Source organism: Mongoliibacter sp., from assembly GCF_007692705.1.
Lineage (GTDB): Bacteria > Bacteroidota > Bacteroidia > Cytophagales > Cyclobacteriaceae > Mongoliibacter.
In genome coordinates this window covers 1-19901 of sequence record NZ_REBN01000173.1, presented here as the reverse complement: position 1 = coordinate 19901, position 19901 = coordinate 1, and the positions used below count along the sequence as shown (strand labels likewise).

Annotated in this window: 19 protein-coding genes; 14 read left to right on the top strand and 5 right to left on the bottom strand. The window is 38.6% G+C overall.

All coding sequences use genetic code 11. From position 1 onward, the window contains the following. Positions 1 to 303: 303 nt before the first annotated feature. The 5 genes from EA341_RS11940 (at position 304) to EA341_RS11920 (ending at position 6295) form a co-directional block, all read left to right on the top strand. Entirely contained in the window at positions 304 to 717 is a 414-nt protein-coding gene (locus tag EA341_RS11940; protein WP_293014636.1) for a DUF779 domain-containing protein, read from the top strand. 569 nt (positions 718 to 1286) lie between these two features. Further along, positions 1287 to 2042, top strand: a complete 756-nt coding sequence (locus tag EA341_RS11935; RefSeq protein WP_293014634.1) for a DUF5995 family protein — start codon at positions 1287 to 1289, stop codon at positions 2040 to 2042. A gap of 89 nt (positions 2043 to 2131) precedes the next feature. Further along, complete coding sequence (locus tag EA341_RS11930) at positions 2132 to 2428, top strand: thiamine-binding protein (RefSeq protein ID WP_293014632.1); 297 nt, start codon at positions 2132 to 2134, stop codon at positions 2426 to 2428. A 168-nt stretch (positions 2429 to 2596) separates the two neighbouring features. Beyond that, complete coding sequence (locus tag EA341_RS11925) at positions 2597 to 3760, top strand: hypothetical protein (RefSeq protein ID WP_293014629.1); 1164 nt, start codon at positions 2597 to 2599, stop codon at positions 3758 to 3760. Between the two features lie 3 nt (positions 3761 to 3763). Then, complete coding sequence (locus EA341_RS11920; RefSeq protein ID WP_293014626.1) at positions 3764 to 6295, top strand: OmpA family protein; 2532 nt, start codon at positions 3764 to 3766, stop codon at positions 6293 to 6295. 179 nt (positions 6296 to 6474) lie between these two features. Here the strand turns inward: EA341_RS11920 and EA341_RS11915 are convergent, their stop codons facing one another. From EA341_RS11915 to EA341_RS11895, 5 genes are all read right to left on the bottom strand, one after another. Next, positions 6475 to 7389, bottom strand: coding sequence for a glutaminase (locus EA341_RS11915; RefSeq protein WP_293014624.1), 915 nt, complete (start codon positions 7387 to 7389; stop codon positions 6475 to 6477). A gap of 81 nt (positions 7390 to 7470) precedes the next feature. Further along, positions 7471 to 8832: a hypothetical protein gene (locus EA341_RS11910; protein WP_293014622.1), complete on the bottom strand. Its 1362-nt coding sequence runs from the start codon at positions 8830 to 8832 to the stop codon at positions 7471 to 7473. Positions 8833 to 9184: 352 nt separating this feature from the next. Next, positions 9185 to 9844 carry a hypothetical protein gene (locus EA341_RS11905; RefSeq protein ID WP_293014620.1) on the bottom strand — a complete coding sequence of 220 codons (660 nt, stop codon included), beginning with the start codon at positions 9842 to 9844 and terminating at the stop codon, positions 9185 to 9187. A 37-nt stretch (positions 9845 to 9881) separates the two neighbouring features. Then, the gene (locus EA341_RS11900; RefSeq protein WP_293014615.1) at positions 9882 to 11282 is read right to left on the bottom strand and encodes a hypothetical protein; all 1401 of its coding nucleotides are present in this window, start codon (positions 11280 to 11282) and stop codon (positions 9882 to 9884) included. A gap of 101 nt (positions 11283 to 11383) precedes the next feature. Then, the gene (locus EA341_RS11895; RefSeq protein ID WP_293014610.1) at positions 11384 to 12784 is read right to left on the bottom strand and encodes a hypothetical protein; all 1401 of its coding nucleotides are present in this window, start codon (positions 12782 to 12784) and stop codon (positions 11384 to 11386) included. Between the two features lie 373 nt (positions 12785 to 13157). Between EA341_RS11895 and EA341_RS11890 the strand changes: the two genes are divergently transcribed. The 9 genes from EA341_RS11890 to typA all read left to right on the top strand — a co-directional run bounded on the left by EA341_RS11890 (position 13158) and on the right by typA (position 19735). Then, the gene (locus tag EA341_RS11890; RefSeq protein WP_241274144.1) at positions 13158 to 13502 is read left to right on the top strand and encodes a PadR family transcriptional regulator; all 345 of its coding nucleotides are present in this window, start codon (positions 13158 to 13160) and stop codon (positions 13500 to 13502) included. 193 nt (positions 13503 to 13695) lie between these two features. Then, positions 13696 to 13929, top strand: a complete 234-nt coding sequence (locus tag EA341_RS11885) for a DUF433 domain-containing protein (RefSeq protein WP_293014602.1) — start codon at positions 13696 to 13698, stop codon at positions 13927 to 13929. Then, positions 13926 to 14273: a DUF5615 family PIN-like protein gene (locus EA341_RS19005; protein ID WP_367127396.1), complete on the top strand. Its 348-nt coding sequence runs from the start codon at positions 13926 to 13928 to the stop codon at positions 14271 to 14273. Before EA341_RS11885 ends, EA341_RS19005 begins: the two co-directional genes overlap by 4 nt. Continuing rightward, complete coding sequence (locus EA341_RS11880; protein ID WP_293014599.1) at positions 14270 to 14953, top strand: hypothetical protein; 684 nt, start codon at positions 14270 to 14272, stop codon at positions 14951 to 14953. Before EA341_RS19005 ends, EA341_RS11880 begins: the two co-directional genes overlap by 4 nt. Then, complete coding sequence (locus tag EA341_RS11875; RefSeq protein WP_293014597.1) at positions 14950 to 15666, top strand: hypothetical protein; 717 nt, start codon at positions 14950 to 14952, stop codon at positions 15664 to 15666. The genes EA341_RS11880 and EA341_RS11875 overlap by 4 nt, the downstream gene beginning before the upstream one ends. 3 nt (positions 15667 to 15669) lie before the next feature. Continuing rightward, the gene (locus EA341_RS11870; RefSeq protein ID WP_293014594.1) at positions 15670 to 16338 is read left to right on the top strand and encodes a hypothetical protein; all 669 of its coding nucleotides are present in this window, start codon (positions 15670 to 15672) and stop codon (positions 16336 to 16338) included. Continuing rightward, entirely contained in the window at positions 16335 to 16952 is a 618-nt protein-coding gene (locus tag EA341_RS11865; RefSeq protein ID WP_293014592.1) for a hypothetical protein, read from the top strand. The genes EA341_RS11870 and EA341_RS11865 overlap by 4 nt, the downstream gene beginning before the upstream one ends. Then, positions 16949 to 17641 carry a hypothetical protein gene (locus EA341_RS11860; protein WP_293014589.1) on the top strand — a complete coding sequence of 231 codons (693 nt, stop codon included), beginning with the start codon at positions 16949 to 16951 and terminating at the stop codon, positions 17639 to 17641. Before EA341_RS11865 ends, EA341_RS11860 begins: the two co-directional genes overlap by 4 nt. Before the next feature lie 288 nt (positions 17642 to 17929). Then, the gene (gene typA / locus EA341_RS11855) at positions 17930 to 19735 is read left to right on the top strand and encodes a translational GTPase TypA (protein WP_293014587.1); all 1806 of its coding nucleotides are present in this window, start codon (positions 17930 to 17932) and stop codon (positions 19733 to 19735) included. Positions 19736 to 19901 lie beyond the last annotated feature (166 nt).

Below are 19901 nucleotides of genomic sequence, written 5' to 3'. Positions count from 1 at the left end.
AAAATAAGTTGGGATTCTTTTAGTAAATAGATCCAAGACAAAAGACGCAAGAAACAAGATGGGGTAACTCTCTTGACTCTTGCGTCTCTTTGTTTAAGAAGCGAATGACAAGAAGGGATGAAGGCGGAAGGATGAAAACAAAAGACAAGCGAGATGAAAAACTTGAGACAAGAAACAAAAATCAAAAAAAGATTGGATATGAATTATTAGACCTTTAAGTTTTACTTCCACAAAGAGACTTCATTTTAACTTTAATGTCTGACGCCACACTTTTCAATTCTTATTAATTAACTAAAAACCAAAATGATAACTGACGAAAACAACCACGTAAGACGGGTATTGATAACTGAAGAAGCAATGGAAGTGATTGATCAACTTCGCAAAAGGTTTGGAACAGAGTTGATGTTTCACCAAAGTGGCGGTTGTTGTGACGGTTCTTCTCCTATGTGCTTCGAAAAGGGTGATTTTATAGTAGGGGGAAGTGATATCTGGCTAGGAAAGGTGTATGGTTGCGATTTTTTCATGAATGAGGATCAGTTTGAATACTGGAAACACACCCAACTTACACTGGACATCACACCTGGAAGAGGAAGTAGTTTTTCACTGGAAATCCCAATGGGCATCCGCTTTATGATCAGGTCAAGATTGTTTACTATGGAGGAACTTGACAATTTAATTCCCACCAAAACAGGGGAAGAGGTTTTGGAGGAAGGCTGATTCGCAAGCCAGTCCCGTAAGGACGGACGATATTGTAACCTGAGGTTTCAACCTCTGGACCATAGGCCAAGATCCCATATCTAAATCTCATAGAACTTTCAGACTGTGCATACGGGAAGAGATGGGCGATTTGCCACTCTTTCTAAATCGGCCATACCCCCCCGGATGTCGGACGGATCCTCGGCATTTTTGGAACGCCTGTTACTTCTTATGATCCCGTCAATAAATTAATGGGCTATTATGTTAGGTCATATAAAGCGAGTTTTCGGAACAATGACGATTAGATCCAATGTAGAAATACATCTACCTCAGAACTTGACTTAGTCTTATCTCAAAATCTCAATGCGTTTATTTTTTACTATCTTCATTGTCAAATCAAACAGTCAATGAAGCAATTTTTAATTACCCCATTCAGAGGTAGAGCAATTGCCAAAATAAGATAATTGAAAAGTCTTTTAAATAAATCCAATATTTTCGACTCAGAAGATAAAAACCAATGCTATGGAATTTTATTTTCTTAATGTCTGCCATGCTGATGATTTTCCGCAAACCTTAAAAAATAAAGATAGATGAAAAACATAGACGATGTAATAATTGAACTAGACAGGGTAGTGCAGGAATGTTATAAAAATAACAGCAGGCTTGGGTATTTCGCCATATTATATAGACAAGTAACCATAAGAGTAAAAGATGGGATTCTTAAAGGAGAATTTGATGATAACCCCAGAATGGTCACTCTGGATATTATTTTCGCAAAGAGGTTTATAGATGCTTATGATGATTACAAAATCGGCAAACCTGTTTCCTCTTCTTGGAAAATCTCTTTTGATACCGCACTTTCTTCAAGACATATTGTATTACAGCATTTACTTTTGGGGATCAATGCACATATCAACCTAGACTTAGGCATAGCTGCAGCAGAAACTATGGATGGCAAAAACCTAAAGGATATACGCAATGACTTTGATAAAATCAATGCTATACTTTATGAATTGGTAAATGGTGTAAAAAACAACATAGGAAAAGTTTCCCCCTTGTTTAGACTACTGATCCGCTTTGCTCAAGGCAGAGATGACTTATTGGTCAACTTCAGCATCAGGACAGCGCGGGATGGGGCTTGGAAGTTTGCAGAGGAATATTTTCTCAGCCAAGACCGCCCAGGTAGTATACATCTGAGAGATCAGGTTATTGCAGGTCTAGGTGAGAGCTTGAGCCATCCGGGAAAGCGGCTTTCCAGAATCCTCCGTCTAATTTCCTTCGCTGAATGGAGGTCTGTATCGAGAACCATGGACCAGTTGGATAGCATTACAAAAGCTGCTCATTAATTGTAGAGTAAAAATATTGGGCTTCAATTGCCTTAAGTTTATTAATTTATTCAGATCGACTTCTTTTTATCAATTAAAAAACATCACGAATGTCAAAGAACATCATTAATCTGGGAATTCAGATCATCCCAAAAAGTAAAACCTTGGAAGCTTATACCTTAGTAGATAAGGCCATTGCCGTCATTCAAGAATCAGGAGTCAAACATGTTGTTACACCTTTCGAAACTGTCATGGAAGGAACACAGGAAGAATTACTGAAAATTGCCCAAAAGGCACAAGATGCTGTATTGGGAGCTGGTGCTGATGAAGTTTTGGTATATTTCAGAATACAGGTACGAAAAAATGAGGATGTGACAATCGACAGTAAAATCGGAAAATATACTTAAGTACTGATCAACACATATAAAATCAAACTGCTCAACGAGTCTTCATGAGCAAAAAATACTTTCTTTATAGCAAGGCCTCAGTCACTTAAGTACTGAATCCAAACTATCAAACCTTAATACGGTTATTTTTTCGTATATTAAAGAAAAAGATTCAACTTTAAACTGCTTATGAAAAGATTGATACTGGGTGCTATTATGCTTTTTTCAATTACCCATTTTTCAAATGGGCAGATCCAATCTGTCTCTTACAATGTGGTCAATAATGAAATCAACAGCAATAATCCATTACCCTCAGAAGAACCTTTTTTCATCAAGGGAAACCTTCCTGAAGGAATAGAATTGGTTAAGATAAAGGTAAACAGGTCTGGGAAAAATGAGAAACTAGCACAGGAATATGTCTGGAAAAGAGCCTTCGAGTTCCCTGTATCTCAATATGAACTTTTTGTTTCCAATGAATTGAGAAGTAATGATGCTTACGATTTAGAATTTCATTATTTCAGGAAAGCCGATGAATATGAAATGAGCAACGTAAGAGAGGCTATTTACAGAAATCTGGAATCTTACATACGCGCAAACTTTGAAGTAACCGGCAGAGGTATTAGGACAAACCATTCTGATCCCGTTATGATGTCTCAGATGAATCAGATAGTAAGTGAAGCACTTGAAGATTACAGACATTTTCTTGGTAGAGATTTCAGAGGCTTCAGTGAAATTGTAAGGCAAAAATTGGATCAAAAAAGCAGGCTTAGGTTAAATAGGGCGAGATTTAACATCCTCGGTAAAAACGAATTGGATAATGAAAAGGCTGCTTATGCTGGTCAATATATCAGTGAATTGATCCAACTGGTACAGGACGAGACATCACAATACTTGGACAACAGCCTCATGGCATTAGCTGATATCCGAACCGTCAGCAATTATCCCACTGAAAAAAAGCCTGGAACATTACCATTGAATTTTGGCTACGGTAGTATTGCCATTAAGAGGAGCCTTTCCAGCACAGAGTATCTTCACGGGCCTTATGTGGGATTATCCCTGCCCTTAGGAAATAGAACCTTTACACGTTTTCTTGGTAATGCATCTTTTTCGACTGGAGTATTTTTACAGAATTTCGAATCAAGAGATGGACAGGCTATTCGAGGAGAACTTGCGGGCATACCCATATACGCAGGTCTCGGCTATACGATGTTCCGCATATTAAGACTTAATGTAGGAGCTGTAATGCTCAATATTGAAGAAAGTAATGGAAATTTTAGCCCTAACCATATTCAACCTTTTGCAGGAATCAGTCTCGAGTTCAATATGTGGCTGGGTTTAAGAGACAGGAGGTAAGGCATGCTGAAAAAAGTATACTTATGCTGCATCTTCTTAATAACCAGCTCTGTTCTCCAAGCACAACAAAAAGAGTTTGAGTGGAGATTGGGTTTTAGTGCGGGATATTCCAATTACTATGGAGACCTTAGTCCTTTCACTATTCAAGGATTGAGCAATTTAGAAGCTATACATCACCTATTTTACTTCAATCCTACTTATTCAGAAAAACCCTCTTTCAAAATTTCATTGGAAAGACAGTTGAGTCCTACAATAGGCCTGATGTTCAGTTATGCCGAATACCATTTCGCCATGAGTGATAGGTATGTGCAAAGAGATGGCAGACTGATGCTGGAAAATCCTAATTTTTTCAGAAGCCTGAATTTCCAAAACCATACCAGGGATATGGGTTTGTCATTTGTATTTAAAACTGACAATGACCGTCTACTGTCTTCAAAATCACTCATCGCACCATACTTCACTTTAGGCTTTGGCCTGATCAACTTCGAAGTCTTTGGAGATCTTCTGGATGATGAAGGAATGCGCTATGACTACACCCTACCCCTACCTGTCAATAACGGTGTTTACGAAACTGATCTACAACCGCTGAAAACAGAAAGAGAAGATGGTTATTCCTTAGGATCTTTGTATACAAATCTCGGTTTGGGCTTCAGGGTCAGGTTGGGCAATAGGATGGAGTTGTTTGCGCAATCAGACTTTTTATACACTTTTACTGATTACCTGGACGATGTCAGCGGGAATTTCAGAAGTAGCTATGACAATGACTTCCAAGCATATGCTGCAAATCCATCCGGTATGATTCTGAACCCAAACAATCCCCAAAGAGGTAATCTTAACAGCCCTAATGATTGGATAATTTTCCATAGTATTGGCCTTAAATTTAATTTTGGAGCAAGTAAAAAAACCTTTTCTGCTCCAAGACTAAGCAGCTTTCAACCAGGTTATGTAAGTCCCATTTCAGTTTATGATACCGAAATACCGCGGGTACCTGAAGAGCAGATTGCTGAGGAAGACCGGGGAACAACCAATAATTACTACAACATTCAAATAATAGATGAAGAAAGGATAAACAGTCTGGAACACAAAATACAGTTGTTAGGCTGGGAGCAGCAAATCCTCGAAAGAGAAAAGTTGATTCTTCAAGGCCAACGAAATCAGGATGAACTGATAACGTTAAGAAGCCAATTCTTGAAACATCTCGAAGCCCTTGAACAAGATGAAAGTGTTGACTCAGATGAGAAAGAGGAAATGTTGGATAGCAGCAAGAAAAGACTTTTCAACCTCAGATACAGCATTGATAGCACAAGCAGAAGGGAATCCGAGATAAGAACAGAAATTGATAGCCTTCGCAACTTGCTTGAAGGACGTTGGGAAGGGCAAGCAACCCGAACCCTTACTAAGGATAGTATGAATACTTTTATTCAAGAGAATATCTTAAATGAGGAGGCAAAGAAGGAGGAATCCATACAGGATGATGAAATGATTGGAGAGTCAACCGCAGAAAAAGACAGGACTCCTATTGATAGAAGAGATACCATAGTGGTAGTTCAACAAAGTACCAGACCTACTGAAGCAGAACCTGAAGAAGTGCAGACCGAAGCAGGAGTCAAAACTGAACAAGCTAAAAGAACCACAACCATAGGCTATGATGATGACGAGCGAATAAGAAGCTTGCAGGAAGAGGTAGACTACCTACGCTATCAAAGGGATCAATTGTTGCTTGATAAAAGGGCACAAGAACAAGCAAGCCCCGATCCAGAGGAAAGAATTATCAGGGAAAGGATTATTGAACAGAGTAAGGTAAGTCAAGAGGTTGAAATAGAAGAAGGATCACGGCGTAAGAATAGGTGGTGGTGGCCTTTTGGAGCTGGAGCTGCTGCAGGTACAATTGCAAGCTCAAATAAAGACGAAACCCCGCGGTCAGAAGCAATTTCAGCTACTGAGATACCCTTAAGCCAAGCTGAAATTGACAGGATAGGTATCGCTGTCAGCAGTGCATTTTTAGGCACTTCATTCATTTCAATTGACACAGATTCGAAAGTTACAGAACAGGACGTTGAGGAAATATCCATTCTCACCAGTCAAATCAAAGAAGAAAAACCTGAAAGCACACCAGCTACGCTGTCAGCCATTGGAGAGATTCCGGAAGTTATTCGAGACACTGTGTACGTTGAAAATGAACCTGTTATCCGAATGTTGAAATCCAAAGAAATCATTTATTTTCAGGTTAATCAACGAGAACCCGATGAAACTGAATTGAGGAAATTGGCGAATTTGGCAGAATATGTAAAAGAGCATCCTTCGACCATTTTGGTCTTGACTGGATTTGCTGACAACACTGGAAGTGTCAATTATAATCTTCGCTTGGCAGAGGACCGGACTAATTCGGTCGCTGAAGCTCTGAAGGAGTCATTTGGTTTAGACTCTGATCAGATACGCATTGAATCGGGAGGACAAGTTGTTCGGGGTACCCAGCGAATAGCCAACGAAAGAGACAGACGGGTAGAAGTTAAGGTGGAAACTAGAGAAAGGTGACCTTTGAGGTTTTTAGAACCTCGCCTTAATAAAAAGAGATGCGAAAGATAAGTGACAATGATATATGCTTTGAGATATGGAGTAGAAATAAGCCTTGGGCGATATATTGGTGGCGTATATAAATAAAAAAATTACTTTGAAAAAAGTGTCAGATAAAATCAGGAAGTAACAAATGATCTTTAAAAAAGTGAAAACTTAAGCTTGTCAGTGAGTAACTCCAAAGCTTTTATGGATTTGACGGAATTACCTTTTTCATTCAATTCTGGACACCAGACTGCTATAGAAAATTTATGCGGCATCACTGCCGCAATACCTCCACCTACTCCACTTTTACCGGGCAAACCAACCCTGAAAGCAAATTCTCCTGACTCATCATAGAATCCACAGGTCAGCATCAAGGCATTGATCCTTCTCGCATGGCTTTCAGAAACAATCTCACGATTGGCAAAAATGCTGTAGCCATCATTGGCCAAAAAAGAGAAAGACTTGGCCAAGTCTGTACAGGACATTTCTATAGCACATTGGGAAAAATACACATCCAAAACATCCTCCACCTTGTTTTCAAAGTTTTTATATGCCTTAAGAAAATAGGCTAAGGCCGTATTCCTCTCGGCATGCTTTTGTTCTGATTGTTTGACTTCTGGATTCATCATGACGCACTGATGGCCCGAAAGCTCATTGATAAAATCAGAGATTTGCTGAAAGGGATGGTCAAATTTACTGCAAAGTGCATCAGTAATCACCAAAGCTCCTGCATTGATAAAAGGATTCCTTGGGATTCCTTTTTCGTATTCAAGCTGGGCTATTGAATTAAAAGGATTACCACTAGGTTCTACGTTTACTCGAGACCAAAGCTTGCTTTTGAAAACATGGAAAACCATGGTCAAGGTATGCACCTTGGAAATACTCTGAATGGAAAATGGAACCTCATAGTCCCCTACCCCAAAAACATTCCCTTCTAAGTCCACTAAAGAAATCCCAAACTGATCGCCATTAACATGAGCAAGCTCTGGAATATAATCAGCTACTTTCCCTCTTGGGTTTTCATTTTGTACTTCTTCGTAAACTTCCTCTATTAATGCTTGATAGTCCATAAGTTCAAAGTGATGATTTTTCTCTGGATAATCAAAATCTTCATGGTATAACTCACATATCTCCCATTATTTGGAGAACTATTATTTTTTGAAAATATGATGCAAAGGTAACCTGTACTCCGCCTCAAGCATCCAGCCATTTAATACTCCCTGAGATTCAAAAGAACCCGGAACTCCGCTAACTGCGTAATCCACCTGTACACGATCAAATTCAGGACTTCCAAAATGTCTTGAAGCCTTGAAGGTTATCAGACCAGTTCGAAATATTGGCATTTCAGTATAGATACCGGAATTAAAGAAAACTCCTTTTGGACTTACCGCAAGACCAGTCGCATGGGAAACATAAGGAAAAGCCTCTTCATCTATTACTCTGTTGCCGGAAGAACCGGTCACAGCCTGTCCACCATCTTGAAACCCAACAGGGATATGGGTTGTAAAAGAAGTACCTAAACGAATTTTTTTATTGACGGGCAGTTGTCTATCGTACCTGATAGTAATTGGTACTGTGTTTACTGAGAATCTTCTATGATTAGTAAATATTGGAACTCCTTCTGGGTTAAATAGCTGATAAACATTTCTACCTCTAAAACCAGCATATCCTCCTTCAATAGAAAAATCTCCGTACCTATGGCCCAATCCAAACATATAAGAGGTACTCACATTCTGAAAATCATCTGAAACATCATTAACAGGATCATTTACTTTTCTCAAAGAGGCAGAGCCCATCACATACAAGCCATCTGACCATGGATTTTCAATTTTTGGTTTGGTAGCTTTGTCGTAATCCCTTTTAGACTTTAACCAATTCTCCGTATTGATGCCATAGCCTAAAAATAATCCAGTGTAAGAGTTTCTCCCTGACAGAGGTACTCCAAGCAGTTCTTCAGTCCCATAAGGATTATTAGAATCAAATCCCTGCTGATGTCTTACTCCTACAAGCAAGTAGTTTCGCTTTTTGGTATAAAATTTCACCCCTGCTTCCGCTCTTGCCACAAATTGAACACTCCTTCGGGTTTGCATTCCAAAACCCACATCCGAAGGCTGTAGGATGTTATTGACAGATATCCCTCCAGAGGGTTGAAAATAAAAACTATGTTTTTCCTTTTCAAGGTTGTAACGGGCACCCACTGCATAATTACCGTAACTTTTATAAATCTTATTTCTTACGAAATCGGGATCGTCTAACTGTATGGCTGAGCGCATCCATTCAGTTTGGATGCTCAATTGCCAGTTTTGACTGATTCTTGGTAGAAAATTTAATCCGGCATGTTGTCCCAAAGGACTGGAAAACCGCAAATCGGAGTAGGTCGCTGACTGTCCCATCTGAAAATAATTTTTATTGATTCCGCCATAAAGCTCCACATCAAAAAGATTCTGACCCTTAGCATTTAGTACAATAAAAAAACAGAATAAAACTATTAATCCTTTATAAAATATTTTCATACTACTTAAGATTTGTTTTGATCAAAAGTAGCAGGATAGAATGATTTTAAAACTATGGGATTGGTTAAGAAATGTTAACTACAAAGTTGAAAATGGTAAACGAGAATCTGTAAAAAGAAAAGATCCAGTAATCAATTTTACAGATACCCAAGAACCTTTTCAAAACCGGTCAAAAAAAACCTTCTTTTGGAACGCCTACAAAATTTAAATAATTTTAATTCGCAATTCCTCCAATTTATGTGTCCAAGGAGGATTAAACACCACCTTGGGACTAATAGAATTAAAATCAATCAATTTTAGAAAACCCTTAATTGATTTGTTTCTGCTTTAATTGCAGATAATCATAATTTTTTTAATTCCTTTTACTAAAATCAAACCCAAAGCCAATAAAGGCTCCTGCATAAGTTCCGTAAGATCTAACTGCATAATTTCCAGTATCCAGAAAATTTTCTTTGTTGAGGTTTTCAAATCCATACTGATATCTCAATCCCCAGAAAAAGTAATTTTTACTGTCTTTATAGTAGTTTTTCAAACCTACTTCAGCCCTTACTACAGGTCCTAATGCTATTTGCTGTTCCCCAAGTGATTGCTGGGAACCGGTTCTTTCCGTATAGCTATTGAGCGCAAGTCCGAAGGAAGGTTGCAGATAAAAAGCATATCCTTCTTTTTCTATATTATACCGCATTCCCAGGCTATAAATCCCATACTCATCTCCCCTTGTTATATTTTGTCCGATATTTCCTGTCCAATTTTCCCTTACAGCCATCCTGTAAAACTCTCCTTGAAGCGCAACCTGCCAATTGGTATGGATTTTTGTCAAAAATGTCACACCCGCATGAAAGTCTACAGGTGACCTAACCGTAAGAATGCCATCAGGCAAAGAGTTATCTACTTCAATAAAGGAATATTGCAGTCCTCCATAAAACTCTGCTCCAAAACCTATTTGGGCTTTGGTCGAGAAAACTGTAATCAAAACAATAGCGAGGGTGAGAATTGTAAATTTAAATTTCATGTATTGCTGTAAATTTGGAAAGCAAATAAAATGAATCTCATTTAAATATACTATTCAAAGGCAATTTATACCCCAATTCTAATATCCAGCCATTAAGACTACCTGCAGCATCAAGACTGACCGGCTCCCCGTTTACTTCTCCAAAAACATTCACTTTACCTACTTGCGGACTGTTAAAATTCCTGGAAAAATTCAATGTCAACATACTGGAGTTGAAAATTGGTATTTCTGTAAAAACTCCTGCATTAAAAAACACTTTTCCCTCTGAGCTTTCTTCATAAGGTACTGAACTTAAAGCGTAACGAAATTGACCGGTTTCACTATATATACCTCTGGTGTACCAAGCCATCCCCTTGGTCCCTAAGGTATACATTGCAGCACCTGAAGCCCCTACCCTGAATTTATTCCCACTACCTATGTCCCAATGATACCGAAGCCTAACAGGTATCACACCAACAGTATAATCTGTTGGCGTATGGATATTCAAAGCACCATCTTCTAAAACCGCATTTGTATAAGCGTTTAATCTGCCATATCCGGACTCTAAGCTTACCTGACCAAAAGTATAGCCCAACAAGAATTCATTCCCTCCTGAAATATGAGAAAATTCTAAATTAGGTTCGCGCTCAGATTTCGACTGGAATCTCAATAAACCAGTTGCCATCAAATAAAATCCATCACCCCAAGCAGCTTGTCTTTTTTCAATTTTACGCTGTACTCTCCCAGCCTTCCTTTCTTCTTTTTCCTCTATTGATTTACCTTTGAAGTCAATCCCATACCCAAGTACTAAGCCTGTATAAGAGCCTCTTCTTTGCAATTGGGGATTTGGAGAATGACCCATCCAATTAAATTCCTGCGCTTTTAATTCGCCGAGACCTTGTTGATGCCTGACGCCTATGGTGAAATAATTTTTGGATTTGGTATAAAATTTTACTCCTGCATCAAGCGCAGCATTGGCAACCACAGAATTTCTATATGTAAAAAACTGAATGGAACTTACCGAATCCCTAACATTGAGTTCACTATATCTTAAAAGACTAACACCAAATGATGGTTGTACATAAAAAGCATGATTACCCTTTTCCCAATTTTTCCTGAGCCCGAGCCTATGATGCCATAGATTCCCACCTCTTACCTTTAAGGTCCTAAACTCCCGGCCATCCGGAAAATCAATAAATCCATCGTAATTGTATGCAAGTCCTGTAAATTCTGACTGCAAAGAAAGTTGCCAGTCTCCTCCCAATCCATACAAAAGCCCTAATCCAACATGATTGGCAAAAACATTCTCAAAATTTAAACTTGGAACCGGATCATTGACCAGTTTTTGATAGCTATACTGCGGCCCAGTGTACATTTCAAGTTTAATGCGGCTTTGCGCATAGCTATTGGAATAATAGAATCCTAAAAAGGCGCCTAACAATAGAAGGAATTTATTCATATAGGAAAGGGAAATCTAAAGAGTAAACGAAATTATTAATTCAAATATTATTCTTCCGATCCTTAAAATCACCAAATATTTTTGACAGCCTTTTTGCTCTTTTATTTGGTCAAGGTACTGATAGGTAATTTAAGTCCTACTTCAATATTAAAACCGTTTAAAGTACCGGATTTCACGGACTCCACCTGCTGCTGATTGAATATTTCCTGAACATTTACCTGCCCAATCTCAGGACTTCCAAAGTTCTGAGAAAAATTAAAGGAAAGTAAACTGGAATTGAAGAAGGGAATTTCAAAGAAAGCACCGGCCTGATAAAAAAGCTTCCCGCCGGAGTTTTGATCCGTCGGAACGGATCTCAAAGCAGGAACTCTTTCCTCGTTTACAATAACAGCCCCTCTTTGGGTTTCATCAAACCTTACGGTATTCAATGTCACAAAAGTAGCAGCGGACACTCCTACCCTTAGCCGGTTGTTTTGGCCAATATCCAAATGATATCGCGCTCTTAGCGGTATGGCCCTTGTCCTTGGGTCATTCAGGCTGACCCACCCAAAGTTTTGAGATTCCACCTTAGTCTGACTCATCCAACTGGAATAACCTGTCTCAAAACTCCATTGGCCTGAAGTATACCCAAACAGGATGTGGGAAGCAGGTCTAAGCCTGGTCATGCGTGATGCATTACTTTCCACAAAATCAGGCTGGAACCGCTGCATAGTTGTCAACATTACATAGGTGCCATCACCCCAGGCCGCCTCGTGCTTTTCATTTTTTTGCTCTTTTTTAATAATTTTCCACTCCTCTTTTTCTACTTTTTCCCTTGTCCTAAAACTTATACCATACCCAAATACAAGTCCAGTGTAAGTCCCTCTGCGCTGTACTATGGGCCTTGGCGCATCAGCCCCAAAGGTCAACCACGGTTCTTGCAATCTTCCAAAACCTTGATGATGCCTTAGTCCTACCAAAAAATAATTGTTGTTAGGGGTATTGAATTTCATCCCTACTTCCAAGGATGCCGCAGGAACAACCCGGGTCGTCAGTCCCAGCCTGGGTGAATCTCCTGAATTATCCCGAGGTTCAATTCCGAAACTGCGTGATCGGTTTATACCAAAAGAGGGTTGAACATAAAGTGCATGTCCCGCCATTTCCCAGGATTTCCTGAGACCTAAACTGAAGTTACTATACTGAAATCCCCAATTTAATCGCTGTGGCCCCAATAAAAATGAAGACCCTGAGTGTTCAGGATGTTGTGTAGAACTGAAAGGTGAGGATGCATGCCAAGACTGCAGGACCATTTGCCAGTCACTACTGATATTGTATGACAATCCCAAACCCAAATTCAGTCCTGTACGGGTAGCAAACTCCAGGGATGGGGAAGGGTCATCTAATAGGCTTTGATGATGTCGTTGAGGAACAAGGTACATTTCAAGATTGATCCTACTCTGGGCTATGGCTTGCGAAGAACATATCCACAAAAGTACGCCTATAGAAAGCAGTAAATTTTTCATTCCAAAAACAGTTTAGGACCAACACATTACCCTAAAAATAAGACTTTTCAACTAAAAAGTATCACATACGAAGAAATAAAAAAATTGATCCCATAGTAAATTTCATTTTTCACTCAATAAAACGATTTATATGAAACTTTTTCAATAGCGTTAAATTTATTTGAAGCGTGACCATTATATCGCCGAACCTAAAGGCCGGCAGACAGGGGCTTATATCCACTTTATATCGCGAACCTGTCTACAGACAGGTTGAGCATATATCATATCATTTGACTGTCTCTCAATCCTAGTATCTAGTTTCTAAAAAAACATACCCAACTTTCTTATGTATATAATTTTTTTATATATTTAAACTTCCAATGCAATAAACACCATGTCGAATAACAATCTGATCAAAGGAAGCCTGCAGACCATCATCCTCAAACTACTGGAGGAAAATGATAAAATGTATGGCTATGAAATAACCCAAAGGGTCAAAGAGCTTACCGAAGGTGAAATCAAAATCACCGAAGGGGCCCTCTACCCTGCCCTGCACAAGCTGGAAGCTGAAGGGATGCTCACCACGGAAATTCAACAGGTAGACAACCGGGTAAGAAAATACTACAGCCTGACCAAGGACGGTCAAAAGGAAGTAAGCGCTAAGATGTCCGAGCTACAAAGCTTTGTCGGCAATCTGCAGAGAATATTGGATCCTGAGTGGAAACCGGGATTGGCTTAAAGGGTTCACGCGGCGTGCGCAACGAATGGCGCAGCGAACGCAAAGGAATAATTAAGATTGATGAAAAAAATTAGAAAAAACTTATTAAAGTTACCGTAGCGAGCGTGGCGAAAAACTTTGCGCCCGTTGCTAGAAACTATTGCGATCGCTGCGTGAAAAAATTCATCAAGAGAAATAAACAAAAAGTTTAACCATGGAAGATTTACTAAAAAGAATTACTATCAATCCTGATGTAGCACATGGAAAACCAACTATCAGGAACACAAGGTATGCTGTAAGTTTTATACTTGAATACTTAGCTGGGGGTGATACTACGGAAGATTTGCTCGAGGAATTTATAGACTTGGAAAAAGAAGATATTCTTGCTTGTCTAGCCTATGCCGCTCAAACTGTCAACTTTAAAGATTTTAAGATATCTGCTGCATGATATTGCTCCTAGATGCAAATATCCCACCATCTTTAGCTGAAGATATTTCAGGTTATGAAGTTATTCATGTCAATTCTTTCCCTTTAGGAACCTCCACTAGTGATAGTGAAATAAATGAATACTGTCACCAGAATAATTGCATTCTTATAACAAAAGACTCAGACTTCTATGATTCATTTATTTTACTCAAAAAACCGCCCAAGCTCATTTTGGTTAAACTGGGTAATCAAAAAATCAGAGAGCTAAGGAGCTATTTCAGAAAAAATCGAGAATTAATAGAGTCATTAATTAGTAAGCATTCTTTGATTATTCTTACACCAGAAAGTATAAAAGTTATACAGTGACCCGCCAACTAACCAACATAGAAACCAAAGAAATCCGCAATGCAATCATGCAAAAGGAGCTTTCATCAGCAGAAATCCTGATGGAGATCTATGACCATTATGTAAGTCATTTGCAGGAATTTACTGAGGAGGAATTCGACAATCAACTTTTTGAATTGGAACAAAAGTTTACCTATCCTTATTGCCATGCCTTGCAGGCGAAGTTTAACTTGGAAATCAGAAAAGAGCTCAGCAGTCTCCAATGGCAAGTTTTGAAAAGATATTTTTGCTTTTCCAAAATCCTATATGTAGTGATTTTTTCTTTTATAGCATTTCAAATGAGCCGTTTTGTCACTGATCAAAAAGAAATAGCGATACTGATGTTATCTCCTCTCTTGATTTTAGCAAGCGCCCATATTTTCTTTTTGATTAAATCCTATTTTAGAATCAAAGGCATAAAAAGGGACTTTGAAACAAAAAGGCCTCTTCAATCTTCACTTTTTTACCCCTTTTCAGAAAAACTTTACCTACCTGTCATGATGGCTTATGGCCTTATGTGGTCTGCTGATTATCTATTTAACTCCAAAGCAACGGTGAATTTGGCTCCCTCTATTGCAGTTGTAATTTTTGTTATCCTTTCGATATATGTGCTAACCCTGTTTGAAGTTTGGCAACTCAAGACTAAAACCACGCTGATATGAAACTGACAGAAAAGGATATAGAAAAGTTACATTACCATATCAATGCAAAGCATATTGAGTACATCGAAATCCGAGACGAGATATTGGATCATTACCAAACTGCCTTAGAATCACAAGAAGAAAAGTCTATGGAAGAAGTTTTGAAAGATTTGGATCAAACTTTTACAATTGGCTTTTGTAGACAAGCAGGAAGAGACTATTTGAGCAGCTTAAAGAAAGAATACACCATAAGATACAAGCAAGAACTTTTCTCCTTATTTACAACCAAAAATCTCTGGATTACGCTTTTGATTTTGGCAATAGCTATTTCCATACCTAGTTGGATTAAAAACGGGGGAACATTGATGCATCTCCTCAACATCATAGTTTTGTCTGCCATGAGTATTGAAAATTGGATAATAAGTAGATCTTATCCCAATAAAAAGCATAAACATCATTACAGGAGCATTGATGACAAACCTATTTTTGCCCATACCAAAGCGGATACCCCTAATGGTTATGCCTTATTACACGCAATTACATTGATCTTAATTATGGTTCCTTTACTTTTTATTCATGGGTTCTATACTGATGAAATGATGAAACATCCTATTGTATTTGAACCGCCTTACCTCTATGCTACTGTAATTGGCGTTTGGTTTTTACTGCTATTGACTATAGTAAGGTTTCGAGTTAAAACCACACTATCCAAGCCTCGATTTAGACAAACCTAAACTATGAGAAGACTTACTGACATAGAAATCCAAATCATCAAAGACAGGCTTGATAGCTTGAGCCTGTCATATGTAGAAATTTATAATGAACTTTTAGACCATTACGTGACAGCTTTGGAAGAAGTGGGGCCAGAAGAATTTGCTAGTAAAAAAGAAATGCTGGACGAGGAATTTGCTTGGTCTGTAGTCCGGAATATGGAAAAAGAACTCTTAAAAAATGTCAGTCAAGAGCTCCAAAATTCTCAATTAGAAGCACTCAAGTTTTGGAAGATGGACTTTTTGGGAGTTATGGGGATACTCGCATATACAGTTGTTTTAATTATGGTTTATCATTATATCAGCTTAGATCTGATGATGATTTTTTCTTTTTTGCCAGCTTTCGGGATTATGATAGCCTTGCTTTACCATTCTGGAAATTATTTTTCATTCAACCTTGACCCTAAGTATCATCGACCAAGAAATGTCATCCTTCAAGCCGCTTTAGGTCGATATCAATTAGTTTTAAATTTCAGTAATTTTTTCTTCATGCTATCCTCAATCATTTTGAATAATAACGGTCTCGAAAACTGGGCGATGCTAATGATGGTAATATATTCCACGATTTTGAATTTGTATTCATTTTCACTTTACACATCGATCAACCTCAAAACCTTCAAACTGATCCAACCATGAAACTCAATCACAAACAACTGGAAACTATTAGATTAGAACTTTTAAAAGTCAAGATTTACTATACTAACATTCAGGATGAACTGCTAGATCATATTGCTTCCGAGACAGAGCAACTTATGAAGAAAGGTTTGGATTTCGATACCGCATTTCGCCAAGCTGCCCAACAGGTCAATCCTGAAAAATTTCAGACGACCGTACTCATGGCTACTCATTTGTCAAAAATGAAGTCAATATTCAAATCATTTATGGAACCAATGGTATTGATCAAGTCTCTTTTGTTAGCTGCTTTGATAATGTTAGCGGTAAAAGGTATTGGTCTAGAAATCCCTTTTGCCATCAAATGGATGAAAATCTCCTTCATGATTCTCATCAGCTTATTGATCGCATTGACTTTCAAAAAGAAACTGATACAAAACTCAAATATAGTCGCATCCTGGAACTCTTCTTGGCTGGTTTTCTGCTTAATGTTACCGGTAACAAATTATGATTTGCTCCTCAACCTAGGGTGTACCCCTTCTACCATTTTGGGGATAATTACATTTTGTATTTCCTTTTTATTTATCAGTGGGTTTACGATGACAATCCGTGAAATTCAAAAAATGAAGACTGTATGAAACTCACCAAAGACCAAATCGAGCAACTCAAGAAATTGATTTCCTACAAAGGATATCCTCAGATTGATGTGCAGTATGAAATCCTGGACCATGTGGCTTGTAAGGTGGAGGAGTTGATGGAAGAAAACCCAAAGCTAAGTGTACCTGATGCCTTTCAGAAAGTACATGCTTCTTTTGGAATATTTGGTTTTTCGGAATTGGAAGAGTCTTACAAAAAAATGATAGAAAAGAGACTTTGGAGCTATTATTGCCAAGAACTCAAGCAACTGTTTACCAGCTACAGGATTATTTTTCCCTCAGGTTTGCTATTTATCTTTTTCCAATCCTCCACATTATTACAGGATTCAAAAGCTTGGATTCTGATGATGATAGGCTTCCTGTTCTTTTCATTTATCTGGGTAGTTGTCAGGTATTGGGGCACACACAAGAAGTACAAACAATATGAATCTTACCTGGCGTCCAACAATATCTTTCAATTGATCAATTTGGGAGTCATCATTTGTATGCAAGGGCACTCATTTTTTTACCGGGAGCAAGGGGTTCAGACAGGGTTATTTGCTCAGGTTTTCATTGGAGCCATCTTGGTTTCTATATCCTTTCTATTTATCAGCATCTTTATCTTGCCTCGTGTTTTGGACAGAAGCATTGAGGATACAGAAGCTTTGATGAAGGTGTATGGGCAAGGGTGATGTTAGTTTTAAATTAAAGAAACGGTTATTTCAACATCAAGAGATCGCTCTGCATCATGGCAACGGGATTTACAAATAAAGGTGGTACTTGGATTAAATATGTAAATGCAGCAAAATCTAGTCCCTAGTCTTACAATCCAGCACAGTTCTTCCATTTTTTTAATCCTCAACTTCCGATCCACCTACTATTTTTCTAACCCCATCCTTTATCTTTTCTTTATCATTTTGAAGTGGATCAAAAGGAAACCAAATTTTCTTCTTACCTTTGCACCCTAATTCAATTTTACAATGCAAAGTATTCGGAATATCGCGATTATCGCACACGTTGACCACGGTAAGACCACCCTGGTGGACAAAATTATCCATGCATCCAAAATCTTTCGTGAAAACCAACAGTTTGACGATTTAATCCTGGATAACAACGACTTGGAAAGAGAAAGGGGGATTACCATTCTTTCCAAAAACGTATCCGTAAGATATAAAGACACCAAAATCAATATCATCGATACTCCAGGTCACGCCGACTTTGGAGGAGAAGTAGAAAGGGTTTTGAAAATGGCCGATGGAGTAATCCTATTGGTAGATGCTTTTGAAGGACCTATGCCGCAGACTCGTTTCGTGTTGGGCAAAGCCTTGGATCTAGGCTTGACTCCTATCGTAGTAGTCAACAAAGTAGACAAAGAAAACTGTAGACCTGACGAAGTTCAGGAGTCTGTTTTTGAATTGATGTTCAACTTGGACGCTACAGAAGAGCAATTGAACTTCCAAACACTGTATGGTTCTGCAAAACAGAATTGGATGGGTCCAGATTGGAAAAACCCTACGGACTCAATCATTCCTTTGCTGGACGCGATTGTAGAACATATCCCTGAACCAAAAATTGACGAAGGATCTGTACAGATGCAGATCACATCACTGGATTACTCAAACTTCGTAGGCCGTATCGCCATAGGAAGGGTAAGAAGAGGTACAGTGAAGGAAGGTGCTCAAATGATGCTTTGTAAAGCAGATGGCGTTTTCAAAAAAGTAAAAGTAAAGGAACTTCATACATTTGAAGGTCTTGGAAAAAATAAAGTAACTGAAGTATTTGCTGGAGATATCTGTGCTGTCACAGGTGTAGAAGATTTTGAAATTGGCGATACACTTGCTGATTTGGAAAACCCTGAGCCACTAAAAAGAATTTCGATCGATGAGCCTACAATGAATATGCTCTTCACCATCAATAATTCTCCATTCTTTGGTAGAGAAGGTAAGTATGTAACTTCTCGTCACCTGAGAGATCGTTTGATGAAGGAAATGGAAAAAAACCTTGCATTAAGGGTTGAGCCAACTGATTCAGAGGATAAATTCTTGGTCTATGGCCGCGGTATACTTCACTTGTCTGTTTTGATCGAAACAATGAGAAGAGAAGGATATGAGCTTCAGGTAGGTCAGCCTCAGGTGATTTTTAAAGAAATTGATGGCGTTAAACACGAACCAATCGAAACATTGGTAGTAGATGTTCCAGAGACGACAGCTGGAAAAGTAATCGAATTAGCTACGCAAAGAAAAGGAGAACTTCTGGTGATGGAACCAAAAGGTGATTTGCAGCACTTGGAGTTTAGAATCCCTTCAAGAGGTTTGATAGGATTGAGAAACAATGTTCTGACGGCAACACAAGGTGAGGCTATTATGAACCACAGGTTCTCTTCTTATGAACCCTTCAAAGGTGCCATCCCAGAAAGAAACAATGGTTCATTGATATCGATGGAAGGTGGACAATGTACTGCTTATGCTATTGACAAATTGCAAGACAGAGGTACATTCTTTGTTGAGCCAGGAGAAGAGCTATACACAGGTCAAGTAATTGGCGAAAACTCTAGGGATAACGATATTGTGGTCAATGTACAGAAGGGTAAAAAATTGACGAACATGAGAGCATCAGGTTCGGATGACAATACCAGGATCGCGCCAGCCAAAAAGTTCTCTTTGGAAGAGTCTATGGAATATATCCAAAAGGATGAATACCTTGAAATCACGCCAAAATCCATTCGAATGAGAAAAATCTATTTGGATGAGAATGAGAGGACAAGAATGGCGAAGAAAGATTCTTAATTGTACGAAGTACAAAGTATAAAGTACAATGACAGACCCCAGAAGTTGGAAGACTTTTGGGGTCTTTTTTTGACCTTTGAAATTTTCAAAAACCTCGAAGGTCTTCTTTTTATAGGCAGAACGAGACCTGCCAGGTTTCATAAACCTAGCAGGTCTTTTTGATTTA

What these genes read in the sequence shown, in the direction of transcription:
- typA (WP_293014587.1), top strand. Translation starts at nt 17,930, where the DNA reads ATGCAAAGTATTCGGAATATCGCGATTATCGCACACGTTGACCACGGT.
- EA341_RS11875 (WP_293014597.1), top strand. Translation starts at nt 14,950, where the DNA reads ATGAAACTGACAGAAAAGGATATAGAAAAGTTACATTACCATATCAAT.
- EA341_RS11900 (WP_293014615.1), bottom strand. Translation starts at nt 11,282, where the DNA reads ATGAATAAATTCCTTCTATTGTTAGGCGCCTTTTTAGGATTCTATTAT.
- EA341_RS11885 (WP_293014602.1), top strand. Translation starts at nt 13,696, where the DNA reads ATGGAAGATTTACTAAAAAGAATTACTATCAATCCTGATGTAGCACAT.
- EA341_RS11870 (WP_293014594.1), top strand. Translation starts at nt 15,670, where the DNA reads ATGAGAAGACTTACTGACATAGAAATCCAAATCATCAAAGACAGGCTT.
- EA341_RS11920 (WP_293014626.1), top strand. Translation starts at nt 3,764, where the DNA reads ATGCTGAAAAAAGTATACTTATGCTGCATCTTCTTAATAACCAGCTCT.
- EA341_RS11865 (WP_293014592.1), top strand. Translation starts at nt 16,335, where the DNA reads ATGAAACTCAATCACAAACAACTGGAAACTATTAGATTAGAACTTTTA.
- EA341_RS11915 (WP_293014624.1), bottom strand. Translation starts at nt 7,389, where the DNA reads ATGGACTATCAAGCATTAATAGAGGAAGTTTACGAAGAAGTACAAAAT.
- EA341_RS11940 (WP_293014636.1), top strand. Translation starts at nt 304, where the DNA reads ATGATAACTGACGAAAACAACCACGTAAGACGGGTATTGATAACTGAA.
- EA341_RS19005 (WP_367127396.1), top strand. Translation starts at nt 13,926, where the DNA reads ATGATATTGCTCCTAGATGCAAATATCCCACCATCTTTAGCTGAAGAT.
- EA341_RS11895 (WP_293014610.1), bottom strand. Translation starts at nt 12,784, where the DNA reads ATGAAAAATTTACTGCTTTCTATAGGCGTACTTTTGTGGATATGTTCT.
- EA341_RS11910 (WP_293014622.1), bottom strand. Translation starts at nt 8,832, where the DNA reads ATGAAAATATTTTATAAAGGATTAATAGTTTTATTCTGTTTTTTTATT.
- EA341_RS11890 (WP_241274144.1), top strand. Translation starts at nt 13,158, where the DNA reads ATGTCGAATAACAATCTGATCAAAGGAAGCCTGCAGACCATCATCCTC.
- EA341_RS11930 (WP_293014632.1), top strand. Translation starts at nt 2,132, where the DNA reads ATGTCAAAGAACATCATTAATCTGGGAATTCAGATCATCCCAAAAAGT.
- EA341_RS11925 (WP_293014629.1), top strand. Translation starts at nt 2,597, where the DNA reads ATGAAAAGATTGATACTGGGTGCTATTATGCTTTTTTCAATTACCCAT.
- EA341_RS11935 (WP_293014634.1), top strand. Translation starts at nt 1,287, where the DNA reads ATGAAAAACATAGACGATGTAATAATTGAACTAGACAGGGTAGTGCAG.
- EA341_RS11905 (WP_293014620.1), bottom strand. Translation starts at nt 9,844, where the DNA reads ATGAAATTTAAATTTACAATTCTCACCCTCGCTATTGTTTTGATTACA.
- EA341_RS11860 (WP_293014589.1), top strand. Translation starts at nt 16,949, where the DNA reads ATGAAACTCACCAAAGACCAAATCGAGCAACTCAAGAAATTGATTTCC.